We start from the raw sequence: 11793 nt of genomic DNA, 5'->3' as shown, positions 1-11793 counted from the left end.
AAATCAGAAGCAGGTTTTGCAATGCGAAACCTGCTTCTTTTTTTCAGAGGCCTTTTTACAACCATTCATAGTTTGAAACTATTGAAATTGATGTGTGGTATATAAGAAACAAAACAGCCGCACAAGGCAAAGCCATTTGGCAAAAGAATAGACGGCAAACTAAGCCTGATAAGGCTCGCTACATATTGTCATATCTTAACGTTTCTGTTGTTTTTCTCAAATTTCGGCACTAGTATATACAGCCTAAACACAATACAAATTAAGCAATACCGGCCATATGCCGGATACGTTTACTTCCTTGTTACTCTCATCAATATCTAAAGAAAATATCATGACAATCGAAAAAGCAATGCGCATCCGCAATGCGCAATTTGAATTACGACATTTAGAGCAATTGCAGCCATCCCCCCTTGCACAAGCAACAACAGGCACATCGGGAGATGACGTTTATTATGTAACCCGCAGCGACGATAAAATCATTGAAAACCCAAATGGCAGAGATGATACGGTTTACAGTTGAAAACCGGCGATGATTGGGTCTTAACCATCAAAGATACAGGCGACACCCTGACCATCCATGACATTGCCAACAATAATGTCGACAGCTTTGTATTCGAAAACGGTAAGAGCTACACCGCCGACGAAATCAACAAAGCACTGATTACTGAAAATACACAAAACAACGGTATCCTGTAAAACTCAAAGGCCGTCTGAAACCTTAATTCAGACGGCCTTAGTCCTTTGCTGATTTATTTATCGTTCTGCTATATAATTATTCTCATTCGAATTCACAAGAAAGAATAAAAATGGATGCCTTAAATCTCCTCACCACGCGTCGCTCTTCCAAAAAACTGACTGCTCCGGCACCCAATGCCGAGCAACTGGAACAAATGCTGCAAGCGGCAACACAAGTTCCTGATCACGGCAATATGCGCCCTTACCGCTTTACTGTGATTCAAAGCGAAGTCGGCTTACAACGTTTCCGCGAGCTGTTGAGCAATACCGTTACCGAACTCAACTTCGGCGATGATACCATGAAAAAAGCCGAACGCGTCGGCAACATGGCGCCTATGATTATCGGCGTTACATTTACGCCAAACCGTGAAGTGGCAAAACCCAAACCTGAATGGGAGCAAATGCTGACTGCCGGCTGCGCCGCCTATGCTTTACAACTGGCTGCTTCTGCTCAAGGCTTCGACAACGTTTGGATTACGGGCATGTGGGTCAACAGCCCATTGTTGCGCGAAGCATTTGAGTGTGCCGACAAAGACAAAATCATCGGTCTGATGATGATTGGTTCGCCGACAGAAGAAGGCGGCGGCCCGAAAAATACCAACTTGGAATGTTTTACAACTTATTGGTAAAGCCTGAAAACACTAAGGCCGTCTGAAAACCTGATTTAATGGTTGTTTAGACGGCCTTTTTATATCTATTATCGAAGCATCAAGCCGGATACATAAACGCTTCAATTTCTTCCAAAGAAATATCCGCCGTCGCGCCATGGCGTGAAGCCACCAATGCACCCAACGCACAAGCAAAAGCAATGGCTTCTTGAGGAGGCGCATTGTTCAGCAGTTTGTAAGTCAAGCCGCCAAGGAAGCTGTCGCCGGAGCCAACGGTATCCACCACTTTGACGCGGAAACCGCAATGACGGTATAACTCGCCGTCCTTATACAAAACCGCGCCATGGCTGCCTAAAGTCACGCAAAGGATTTTGACGCCGGTCAGCTCAACGAGGTAGCCGATATTTTGCTCGATACTGTGATAAGGAGAGCCATAGGCCGCAGCCAATTCATACAACTCATCATCATTGAGTTTGACCATATCGGACTGTTTCATGGTCTCCAACAAGCGGTCAAGATCATAATGGGGCTTGCGCAGATTAACGTCAAAAATTTTGAATTTGGCTTCTTTCAGCAAAACAGCCAAGCTTTTACGCGAAACTTCATCACGGGTTGCCAAGCTGCCAAAAACGAAAGCATCGGATTCTGCCACACGTTTGATTGCCGCATCATCAACCGCAATCCTGTCCCACGCGCAAGGATAGACAATCTCATAAGACGCGCTGCCACACTTATCCAAATGTACTTTCACCAAGCTGGTCGAACATTCATGACAAACCTGCAAATAATCAGTATTGACGTTTTTGCTTTGAATCTGGCGTAGCAATTCTTCGCCATCGGCATCATCGCCACGACGGCTGATGATGGCAGTATCGATACCCAAAGACTGCAAACGAACGGTAACATTCAGGGGTGCACCACCCAATACCTTTCCGTTTGGAAAATCGTCCCACAGCACTTCGCCGAAACTGGTTACTTTCATTCTTGGCCTTCCTTTTTTGAGGTTGATTGGCAGGGTCTGCACGCCCAACAGATTTTTTGCAAATCATGTACTTGTAGTAAAACTCCAGCATCGGGGGCAAAAGTATTATGTTTTAAAATATTGGGACTGACAAGCAATTAAGGGCATATCAGACAATAAACTTGATTCATCACAAAATTATATTGTTCCTATTTTTTTCTTTTTCTTTCACATTTATCCCTTTCTATTTCATTAAAACAAAATATTCTGAAATTTAAATACAAAAGGCCGTCTGAAAACTGATTCAAACAATTTTCAGACGGCCTTTATCGAATTATTGCAGTGTTTAGACTACAACTTCTTCTTTTTTCTTCACTTCTTTGGCAATGTTCTCACGGCTCAAGCCAAACATCAGCAAGAGCGGGCTGGCAACCAATACGGAAGAGTAAATACCGAACACGATACCGATGGTCAGCGCCATAGAGAAACCGTGCAAGGCTGCACCGCCGAACACCAGCATAGAAACAACCATTGCCTCGGTCGAACCGTGGGTAATGATGGTACGGCTCATGGTTGCGGTAATCGCGTTGTCGATGACTTCCGGCACGGTGTGGCCGCGCATATGCGGCTTACGGAAGTTTTCACGAATACGGTCAAACACAACCACGGATTCGTTCACGGAGTAACCCAAAACTGCCAAAATACCTGCCAAGACAGTCAGTGAGAATTCCCATTGGAAGAAGGCGAAACAGCCGAGAATAATCACGATATCGTGCATATTCGCAATAATCGCAGATACTGCAAAACGCCACTCAAAACGCATGGACAAGTAAATAATGATACCTGCCACTACGAAGCCCAATGCCATCAAACCATTGGTAACCAATTCTTCGCCAACCTGAGGGCCGATAAATTCGACTTGGCGCAAAGTAACGTCAGGATTGTCTTTTTTCAGCAAATCCATCACTTGGTTGGACAGCTGGGCAGACGTTACGCCTTCTTTGTTCGGCAGGCGGATCATGATATGTTTATTCGTACCCAATGCCTGAACCTGTACATCACCCATTTTCAGCGTATCGAGGCGTTCGCGCGTTTGATTCACATCCACGCCCTGCTGATATTGGACTTCCATTACCGTACCGCCGGTAAATTCGACGGAGAAATTCAGGCCTTTGGTTACCAAAAAGAACACGGCGGCGATAAACGTAACCAACGAAATAAAGGTCGTCAGTTTGCCGTAGCTCATAAACGGAATATCGCGTTTGATTTTAAATAATTCCATGTTTTACTCCTTGCCTTCTGCCATTTCAGCTTTCGGCTTCCATACCGCACCAATGGAAATATTCCGCAATTTGCGACGGCGGCCGTACCACAGGTTAACCAAAGCACGGAACACGACCACAGACGAATACATCGAGGTCAGAATACCGATACAGTGCACAACAGCAAAACCACGTACAGGGCCGGAACCGAATACCAACAAAGCAATACCGGCAATCAGAGAGGTCAAGTTAGAGTCGACAATGGTTGCCCAAGCATGTTGGAAACCGAGGTTGATGGCCTGTTGAGGTGGTATACCTGCGCGTAATTCTTCACGGATACGTTCGTTAATCAATACGTTGGAGTCAATCGCCATACCCAATGTCAATGCCAACGCAGCAATACCCGGCAGGGTCAGCGTTGCCTGCATGGCAGACAAAATACCTACCAAGAACAAGATATTGGTACTCAAAGCGATGGTAGAGAAGAAACCCATCAGGCGGTAGTAAACCACCATAAATGCGGCAACGGCGGCAAAGCCCCACAAGGTGGAATTGAAACCTTTTTCAATGTTTTCCTTACCCAAAGACGGGCCGATGGTACGTTCTTCGACAATCTGCATAGGCGCAGCCAGCGAACCGGCACGCAGCAACAATGAAGTATCGTTGGCTTCGGCAGTTGTCATGCTACCGGAAATTTCCACACGGCCACCGGTAATGGCGGAGCGGATGACAGGCGCAGTCACAACTTCGGATTTACCTTGGTCGATCAACACCATAGCCATACGTTTACCCACATTGGCCGAAGTCAATTCGCCAAAAATGCTGCCACCTGCGCTGTCCAAGCTCAGGCTCACAGCAGGAGCGCCCATTTGGTCAAAGCTAGGTTGCGCGTCGTTGATGTTGTCGCCGGTCAGTTCAACTTGTTTGTTGACCAAAATAGTTTCCGGATGATCGCCACCGCTTGACAGTAACTCATAACCAGTCGGTACATTACCGTTTAAGGCTTCTTGCAGTTTAATCGGATCGTCTTCCACCATGCGTACTTCCAAAGTCGCAGTACGACCGATAATGTCTTTTGCTTTGGCAGTATCTTGTACACCCGGCAGCTGTACAACAATGCGGTCAAGACCGGATTGCTGGATAACCGGTTCTGCCACACCCAATTCGTTCACACGGTTGTGCAAAGTATTGATGTTTTGCTTAACCGCATCAGAGCGTACTTTATTAATCGCCTCTTCAGACAGAGTCAGCACGATATTGTTACTGTCTGCAACTAAAGTGGCTTCAGGGAACATTTTTTGCAACTGAGGCAAGGCCTTTTGTACATCAGCGGCATCTTGCAGAGGTACGGTCAGACCGTTTTCAGCCTGATGCACCGTACCGGTACGGATTTTTTCGCGACGCAATTCGCGGCGGATGTCGCCGGCGTAACGTTCAAACGTTTTCTGCATCGCGGCTTTCATGTCCACCTGCATGGTGAAATGCACACCGCCGCGTAAGTCAAGACCCAAGAACATCGGATTGGCTTTAATTTTCGCCATCCACTCAGGGCTGTCCGCCAAAAGGTTAAGCGCGGTAATATAGCCTTCGCCCAAAGTGTTTTCGATGACATCACGCGCTTTCAGTTGCGTTTCAGTATCTTTAAAACGCACTTTCAGCGAGTTATCGACAATGAACATACCGTCCGTCTGAATACCTGCGCTTTGCAACGCAGAAGACACTTTAGACTGAGTTTGATCATTGATAACGATGGCTTGTCGGTTGGTCGATACCTGTACGGCAGGCGTTTCACCGAAAAGGTTGGGCAGCGAGTAAACAGCCGCAACCACAATCGTGAACGCAATCAGCAGGTATTTCCATAAAGGATAACGGTTCATGGTAAACCTTTGCTTTATTTATAAAGGCAAACAGCCGCACTCGGAAAATGAGGCGGCTTTTCGCAAAAAAACGGATTATTCGGCTTTCGCGGCAATCGCGTTGCGTTCCACTTCTACTTCGATTCTCACACCTTGACCGATGTCGACAGTGTAGAATTGCTCGCCGACTTTAGTCACGCGGCCTTTGAAACCTGCAGCCAAAACGACTTTATCGCCTACTTTCAAAGCAGCCAGCATAGCTTGGTGTGCTTTGAATTTCTTTTGTTGAGGACGCATAATCAGGAAGTAAAACACCACCATAATCAGCAGTAAAGGGGCAAATTGAGCCACAGCTTGATTCATAATATATCCGTTCTTTTGAGTTTTAAGATAAAGTAAAAAACTGCATACAGCCCAAAACGCAGTTGGTCGGACTGTAAAATTGAGCTATTCTAAAGGCCGTCTGAAAAATTTCCAAGCATTTCCGTATTTATTAACCATATTTAGCAGTCTTTACGACTTGTCCGACACATACTGTTCCATGTTCAAAAAAATCCTTTGGCGCATCAGCACCCGCCTACGCCGTTTGTTTGGCAAAAACGCCCGCACCGTATGGATTTCCCATCCGATATTTTTGCAGCATCAGCCGGGCACCAACCACCCCGACAAGCCCGAACGCATCAGCGCCATTCAAGCCGCCTTAAAAAAGGAAGGCATCTGGCGTCATCTGCAAACCGCTGAAGCACCCGAAATAAAAGATGCGCAACTGGCATTGGTTCACTCGCGCAACTATCTGCACGAATTGGAGGCCGCCCAGCCGCTTCCCGGCAAAATCCACCGTATCGACGACGATACGGTCATCTGCCACGACTCCCTTAAAGCCGCCCGTTTTGCGGCCGGAGCCGTTGTCAAAGCAGTCGATATGGTGATGAACAAAAAGGCCTGGCATGCTTTTTGCGCCATCCGCCCGCCAGGCCACCATGCCCACAGCAACAGCGCCGGCGGCTTTTGCCTGATCAACAACGTTGCCGCCGGCGTGATGCACGCCATTGCCCAATACCGCCTGCAACGCATCGCCGTCATCGATTTCGACGTCCACTTCGGCGATGGTACGGCGGAGATTCTCCAAGACGATCCGCGCGTGATGTTTTTCAACCTGTTTGAAACCGACATCTTCCCCTTCCCTCAGGCGGAACAATACGCCGGCAATAAGAATATGCTGCATACGCCCCTCAAACCGGGCACAGGCAGCCGTATCTTCCGCACGACCATCCGCGAACAATGGCTGCCCAAGCTCACGGCTTTCCGTCCCGAGTTGGTGTTGCTTTCAGCCGGTTTTGACGGACACAAACAAGACGAAACAGGCCGTCTGAACCTGCATGAAGCCGATTTTGCCTGGCTGACGCACAAAATCGTCCAAGCAACGGCAAGCTGTCAGGGACGTGTCGTTTCCGTACTGGAAGGCGGATATACCTTGGAATCCCTGTCCAAATCCGCCGCCGCCCACATCCGCGTATTGGCAGGCTTGAGCAAGGCCGATTACGTCATCGCCTACCAAAAGCATTTGAAGCGCGGTAAAAGTAACAATCCTACACCATAACGCATTTAAACTATCGACCCCAAGCTGTCTGAAAACATATTATCTGTTTCAGACGTCCTTTTCTTCATTTACACACCTTAATTTGAGCAAAGACAAACCATTTCCATATTATCAGTAGTAAAATAATAAAAATAAAACGTACAAATAAAAATAGTTCACACACCTCACTGCTACCCTTTCCCCAATTGACCGTCTTTTTCAGACGGCCTCCATTTAAAAAAAGGAGCGTTACAATGAAAGCAGCACGTTTTTACAACAAAGGCGACATCCGCATCGAAGACATTCCAGAGCCAACCGTAGCTCCGGGTACTGTCGGCATTAATGTTGCGTGGTGCGGTATCTGCGGTACCGACCTGCACGAATTCATGGAAGGCCCGATTTTCATTCCGCCTTGCGGCCATCCACACCCAATCTCAGGCGAGTCAGCACCAGTCACCATGGGTCACGAGTTCTCCGGCGTGGTTTATGCCGTAGGCGAAGGCGTGGACGACATCAAAGTCGGCCAACACGTCGTGGTCGAACCCTACATCATCCGCGATGACGTACCGACCGGCGAAGGCAGCAACTACCACCTCTCCAAAGACATGAACTTCATCGGCTTGGGCGGCTGCGGTGGCGGCTTGTCTGAAAAAATCGCCGTCAAACGCCGTTGGGTACACCCTATTTCCGACAAAATCCCATTGGACCAAGCTGCTTTGATTGAGCCTCTGTCTGTCGGCCACCATGCTTATGTACGCAGTGGCGCGAAAGAAGGCGACGTCGCCTTGGTCGGCGGCGCAGGCCCAATCGGTTTGCTGTTGGCTGCCGTACTGAAAGCCAAAGGCATCAAAGTCATCATCACCGAATTGAGCAAGGCGCGCAAAGACAAAGCCCGCGAATCCGGCGTTGCCGATTACATCCTCGACCCGTCCGAAGTCGATGTCGTCGAAGAAGTGAAAAAACTGACCAACGGCGAAGGCGTAGACGTCGCATTCGAATGCACCAGCGTGAACAAAGTTCTGGATACTTTGGTGGCCGCCTGCAAACCTGCCGCCAATTTGGTCATCGTATCCATTTGGAGCCACCCCGCCACCATCAACGTCCACAGCGTCGTGATGAAAGAGCTGGACGTGCGCGGCACCATCGCCTACTGTAACGACCACGCCGAAACCATCAAACTGGTAGAAGAAGGCAAAATCAACCTCGAACCTTTCATCACCCAGCGCATCAAGCTGGACGAGCTGATTTCCGAAGGCTTCGAGCGTTTGATTCACAACAACGAATCCGCAGTAAAAATCATTGTCAATCCTAATCTTTAATCCTAAGGCTTAAAGAATAAACAGGCCGTCTGAAACTTTTCAGACGGCCTGTTTACTTGATAAATTCCCGAATGGCCCAATTCTCTGCCAACCATTCACTTATCAAGAGTAAAACTCCATGAATCCAAAATACGCCCCACTCTTTCAAACATACACCCTCAATAATGGCGTAACCATCAAAAACCGCCTTGTTGTCGCCCCCATGACCCATTTCGGCTCACAAGCCGACGGTTCAATCAGCGACCAAGAGCGTACCTTCCTCAGCAACCGCGCAGGCGATATGGGCTTGTTTATCACTGCCGCCACTTTGGTTCAAAAAGACGGCAAAGCCTTTCACGGCCAACCTGAAGCCACAGGCGAACACTGCCTCGACAGCCTGAAAGAAACCGCACAAATCCTGCAACAGCAAGGCGCAAAAGCAATTTTACAAATTCATCACGGCGGTTCCAAAGCCATGGATGACCTTTTGGACGGTCTCGATAAAATCAGCGCTTCCGCCAGCGAAGCCGAACACGCACGCGAAGCGACCGCAAAAGAAGTCGAAGCACTCATCGCCTCTTATGCGCAAGCCGCCGATTTGGCGCTTCGTGCCGGTTTTGACGGCGTAGAAATCCACGGCGCGAACGGCTATTTAATCCAACAGTTTTACTCAGCCCAAAGCAACCGCCGCAGCGACAAATGGGGCGGCAGCTTGAAAAACAGAATGCGTTTCCCGCTCGCCGTCGTCGATGCTATCACCGCCGTTCGTGAAAAACACCAGCGCAACGACTTCATCATCGGCTACCGCTTCTCGCCCGAAGAAGCAGGCGAAGACGGGCTGACCATGACCGAAACCGGCGCACTGATTGACGCGCTGATACAGAAGCCGCTACAATACCTGCACGTTTCCTTGTGGGAGTTCGACAAAAAAATCCGACGCGGCGGCGATACGGCGCAAACCCGTATACAGTTTATCCACGACCGTATCAATGGCAAACTGCCGCTTATCGGCGTGGGCAACCTGTTTACCGCCGATCAAATTTTGGCTGCCTATGAAACCGGCTGGGCAGAATTTATCGCATTGGGCAAAACCGTGATGATTAATCCGCACATCGCCACACAAATCCGTGAAGGCCGCGAAGATGAAATCGAAACGCAACTCGACCCAACGCGTGCCGACCATTACGGCCTCCCCGACACCTTGTGGGGCTTTGCCTCCAGCGGTCAGCTAAATAGAGAGTAAATTAGTTTAGGAGAAAAAGATGAAAGCTACTGAATTGAATGAAAAACTTATTGTTGCAGAAGACGCTTTGGCTGAATTGTCAAAAGATGACCTTGTATCTCTTTTATGTGAAATTGGTTATAGTCCTGCGGCTATTGATGTATTGACAGAATATCAGGAATTTGTCAAAGCTTTTCGAAAGAAACTAGGTTTGCTCTAATCCGAATGCCCCCCCGTGAAAACTGGCCCTTGTGGCCTGACAATCTAACAGGAGAAAATAAACATGTCACGTATTGGTAATAAAGTTATCGTGTTGCCTGCTGGTGTTGAACTCACTAACAATGACAACGTAATAACTGTAAAAGGACCTAAATACGCAATCATGGCTGCCGCCGGTAAAAGGCGCGGAATGGAAACCGATGGATATTTAATCATCGATTTATAAACAAAGGCCGTCTGAAACTTTTCAGACGGCCTTTGTCTTAGTGCAAACATTGAATTATCAAGCATTTTTTTGTACAATTCCGCATCTTTCAATCTATTGCAGGGCGTGTTGCACACGCCCTTATTTTAGCCTGTTTTCCAACACCCATATCCTTCAGGCCGTCTGAAAAAACGGCCTGAAACTTTTTGCAAAGAAAACCATGTCCCAAGAAATCCTCGACCAAGTGCGCCGCCGCCGCACGTTTGCCATCATCTCCCACCCCGACGCGGGTAAAACCACGCTGACCGAAAAACTGCTGTTGTTTTCAGGCGCGATTCAAAGCGCGGGTACGGTAAAAGGCAAGAAAACCGGCAAATTCGCCACCTCCGACTGGATGGAAATCGAGAAGCAGCGCGGCATTTCCGTGGCCTCGTCCGTAATGCAGTTCGACTACAAAGACCATACCGTCAACCTCTTGGACACGCCGGGACACCAAGACTTCTCCGAAGATACCTACCGCGTATTGACTGCCGTCGACAGCGCGTTGATGGTCATCGACGCGGCAAAAGGCGTGGAAGCGCAAACCATCAAACTCTTGAACGTCTGCCGCCTGCGCAATACGCCGATTGTCACGTTCATGAACAAATACGACCGCGAAGTACGCGATTCCTTGGAATTGCTGGACGAAGTGGAAAATATTTTAAAAATCCGCTGCGCGCCCGTCACTTGGCCGATCGGCATGGGCAAAAACTTCAAGGGCGTGTACCACATCCTGAACGACGAAATCTATCTCTTTGAAGCCGGCGGCGAACGCCTGCCGCACGAGTTCGACATCATCAAAGGCATCAATAATCCCGAATTGGAACAACGCTTTCCATTGGAAATCCAACAGTTGCGTGACGAAATCGAATTGGTGCAGGCGGCTTCTAACGAATTTAATCTCGACGAATTCCTCGCCGGCGAACTCACGCCCGTGTTCTTCGGCTCGGCGATTAACAACTTCGGTATTCAGGAAATCCTCAATTCATTGATCGACTGGGCGCCCGCGCCGAAACCGCGCGACGCGACCGTACGCATGGTCGAGCCGGACGAGCCGAAATTTTCCGGATTTATCTTTAAAATCCAAGCCAATATGGACCCGAAACACCGCGACCGCATCGCCTTTTTGCGCGTCTGCTCCGGCAAATTCGAGCGCGGCATGAAGATGAAACACCTGCGCATCAACCGCGAAATCGCCGCCTCCAGCGTGGTTACATTCATGTCACACGACCGCGAGCTAGTGGAAGAAGCCTACGCGGGCGACATCATCGGCATTCCGAACCACGGCAACATCCAAATCGGCGACAGCTTCTCCGAAGGCGAACAACTGGCGTTCACCGGCATCCCCTTCTTCGCGCCCGAACTGTTCCGCATCGTCCGCATCAAAAACCCGCTTAAAATCAAGCAACTGCAAAAAGGTTTGCAACAGCTCGGCGAAGAAGGCGCGGTGCAGGTCTTCAAACCGATGAGCGGCGCGGATTTGATTTTGGGCGCGGTCGGCGTGTTGCAGTTTGAAGTCGTTACCTCGCGCCTCGCCAACGAATACGGCGTGGAAGCCGTGTTCGACAGTGCATCCATCTGGTCGGCGCGCTGGGTATCGTGCGAAGACAAGAAAAAGCTGGCGGAGTTTGAAAGAGCCAACGCGGGCAACCTCTCCATCGACGCCGGCGGCAACCTCGCCTACCTCGCACCTAACCGCGTGAATCTGGGACTCACGCAAGAACGCTGGCCGGACATCGTGTTCCATGAAACACGCGAGCATTCGGTTAAACTGTAAAACGCAAAGGCCGTCTGAAACATTCAGACGGC

The 11793-nt window shown here is 49.0% G+C and carries 12 protein-coding genes and 1 pseudogene; 9 read left to right on the top strand and 4 right to left on the bottom strand.

What is annotated here, in order from left to right:
* Nucleotides 1–331: 331 nt before the first annotated feature.
* From HMPREF2872_RS06300 to HMPREF2872_RS06290, 3 genes are all read left to right on the top strand, one after another.
* On the top strand, nt 332–520 hold the full coding sequence (locus HMPREF2872_RS06300; RefSeq protein WP_003686017.1) for a hypothetical protein: 189 nt from the start codon (nt 332–334) through the stop codon (nt 518–520).
* The gene (locus HMPREF2872_RS06295; RefSeq protein ID WP_049350724.1) at nt 517–696 is read left to right on the top strand and encodes a calcium-binding protein; all 180 of its coding nucleotides are present in this window, start codon (nt 517–519) and stop codon (nt 694–696) included. The genes HMPREF2872_RS06300 and HMPREF2872_RS06295 overlap by 4 nt, the downstream gene beginning before the upstream one ends.
* Before the next feature lie 110 nt (nt 697–806).
* The gene (locus tag HMPREF2872_RS06290; RefSeq protein ID WP_049350725.1) at nt 807–1364 is read left to right on the top strand and encodes a nitroreductase family protein; all 558 of its coding nucleotides are present in this window, start codon (nt 807–809) and stop codon (nt 1362–1364) included.
* Nucleotides 1365–1443: 79 nt separating this feature from the next.
* Here the strand turns inward: HMPREF2872_RS06290 and HMPREF2872_RS06285 are convergent, their stop codons facing one another.
* The 4 genes from HMPREF2872_RS06285 to yajC all read right to left on the bottom strand — a co-directional run bounded on the left by HMPREF2872_RS06285 (nt 1444) and on the right by yajC (nt 5785).
* Nucleotides 1444–2325, bottom strand: coding sequence for a carbohydrate kinase family protein (locus HMPREF2872_RS06285; RefSeq protein WP_049350726.1), 882 nt, complete (start codon nt 2323–2325; stop codon nt 1444–1446).
* A gap of 325 nt (nt 2326–2650) precedes the next feature.
* Nucleotides 2651–3586, bottom strand: a complete 936-nt coding sequence (gene secF, locus HMPREF2872_RS06280; protein ID WP_049350727.1) for a protein translocase subunit SecF — start codon at nt 3584–3586, stop codon at nt 2651–2653.
* 3 nt (nt 3587–3589) lie between these two features.
* A complete protein-coding gene (secD, locus tag HMPREF2872_RS06275; RefSeq protein ID WP_070632148.1) occupies nt 3590–5443 on the bottom strand; it encodes a protein translocase subunit SecD in 1854 nt (617 codons plus the stop codon).
* Between the two features lie 75 nt (nt 5444–5518).
* Entirely contained in the window at nt 5519–5785 is a 267-nt protein-coding gene (gene yajC / locus HMPREF2872_RS06270) for a preprotein translocase subunit YajC (protein ID WP_070632146.1), read from the bottom strand.
* 178 nt (nt 5786–5963) lie between these two features.
* Here yajC and HMPREF2872_RS06265 point away from each other — a divergent pair, with 178 nt between their 5' ends.
* The 6 genes and pseudogenes from HMPREF2872_RS06265 (at nt 5964) to HMPREF2872_RS06245 (ending at nt 11761) form a co-directional block, all read left to right on the top strand.
* Nucleotides 5964–7022 carry a histone deacetylase family protein gene (locus tag HMPREF2872_RS06265; protein ID WP_070632142.1) on the top strand — a complete coding sequence of 353 codons (1059 nt, stop codon included), beginning with the start codon at nt 5964–5966 and terminating at the stop codon, nt 7020–7022.
* Between the two features lie 233 nt (nt 7023–7255).
* On the top strand, nt 7256–8320 hold the full coding sequence (locus tag HMPREF2872_RS06260; RefSeq protein WP_070632139.1) for a 2,3-butanediol dehydrogenase: 1065 nt from the start codon (nt 7256–7258) through the stop codon (nt 8318–8320).
* 118 nt (nt 8321–8438) lie between these two features.
* On the top strand, nt 8439–9542 hold the full coding sequence (locus HMPREF2872_RS06255; RefSeq protein ID WP_070632136.1) for an NADH-dependent flavin oxidoreductase: 1104 nt from the start codon (nt 8439–8441) through the stop codon (nt 9540–9542).
* A gap of 19 nt (nt 9543–9561) precedes the next feature.
* Nucleotides 9562–9741 carry a hypothetical protein gene (locus tag HMPREF2872_RS06250; protein ID WP_000648250.1) on the top strand — a complete coding sequence of 60 codons (180 nt, stop codon included), beginning with the start codon at nt 9562–9564 and terminating at the stop codon, nt 9739–9741.
* Nucleotides 9742–9804: 63 nt separating this feature from the next.
* Nucleotides 9805–9894 (top strand): annotated as a pseudogene (rplF, locus tag HMPREF2872_RS12135) (50S ribosomal protein L6); the annotation flags it as partial.
* Between the two features lie 271 nt (nt 9895–10165).
* Nucleotides 10166–11761 carry a peptide chain release factor 3 gene (locus HMPREF2872_RS06245; RefSeq protein ID WP_070632133.1) on the top strand — a complete coding sequence of 532 codons (1596 nt, stop codon included), beginning with the start codon at nt 10166–10168 and terminating at the stop codon, nt 11759–11761.
* The last annotated feature ends 32 nt before the right edge of the window (nt 11762–11793 follow it).

Origin of the sequence: Neisseria sp. HMSC069H12, assembly GCF_001812735.1 — a bacterium.
Lineage (GTDB): Bacteria > Pseudomonadota > Gammaproteobacteria > Burkholderiales > Neisseriaceae > Neisseria > Neisseria subflava.
Note: the sequence above shows the minus strand (reverse complement) of the source record. Positions and strands in the feature narration are given on the sequence as shown.

What these genes read in the sequence shown, in the direction of transcription:
- HMPREF2872_RS06260 (WP_070632139.1), top strand. Translation starts at nt 7,256, where the DNA reads ATGAAAGCAGCACGTTTTTACAACAAAGGCGACATCCGCATCGAAGAC.
- HMPREF2872_RS06250 (WP_000648250.1), top strand. Translation starts at nt 9,562, where the DNA reads ATGAAAGCTACTGAATTGAATGAAAAACTTATTGTTGCAGAAGACGCT.
- HMPREF2872_RS06300 (WP_003686017.1), top strand. Translation starts at nt 332, where the DNA reads ATGACAATCGAAAAAGCAATGCGCATCCGCAATGCGCAATTTGAATTA.
- HMPREF2872_RS06245 (WP_070632133.1), top strand. Translation starts at nt 10,166, where the DNA reads ATGTCCCAAGAAATCCTCGACCAAGTGCGCCGCCGCCGCACGTTTGCC.
- secF (WP_049350727.1), bottom strand. Translation starts at nt 3,586, where the DNA reads ATGGAATTATTTAAAATCAAACGCGATATTCCGTTTATGAGCTACGGC.
- yajC (WP_070632146.1), bottom strand. Translation starts at nt 5,785, where the DNA reads ATGAATCAAGCTGTGGCTCAATTTGCCCCTTTACTGCTGATTATGGTG.
- HMPREF2872_RS06290 (WP_049350725.1), top strand. Translation starts at nt 807, where the DNA reads ATGGATGCCTTAAATCTCCTCACCACGCGTCGCTCTTCCAAAAAACTG.
- secD (WP_070632148.1), bottom strand. Translation starts at nt 5,443, where the DNA reads ATGAACCGTTATCCTTTATGGAAATACCTGCTGATTGCGTTCACGATT.
- HMPREF2872_RS06255 (WP_070632136.1), top strand. Translation starts at nt 8,439, where the DNA reads ATGAATCCAAAATACGCCCCACTCTTTCAAACATACACCCTCAATAAT.
- HMPREF2872_RS06285 (WP_049350726.1), bottom strand. Translation starts at nt 2,325, where the DNA reads ATGAAAGTAACCAGTTTCGGCGAAGTGCTGTGGGACGATTTTCCAAAC.
- HMPREF2872_RS06265 (WP_070632142.1), top strand. Translation starts at nt 5,964, where the DNA reads ATGTTCAAAAAAATCCTTTGGCGCATCAGCACCCGCCTACGCCGTTTG.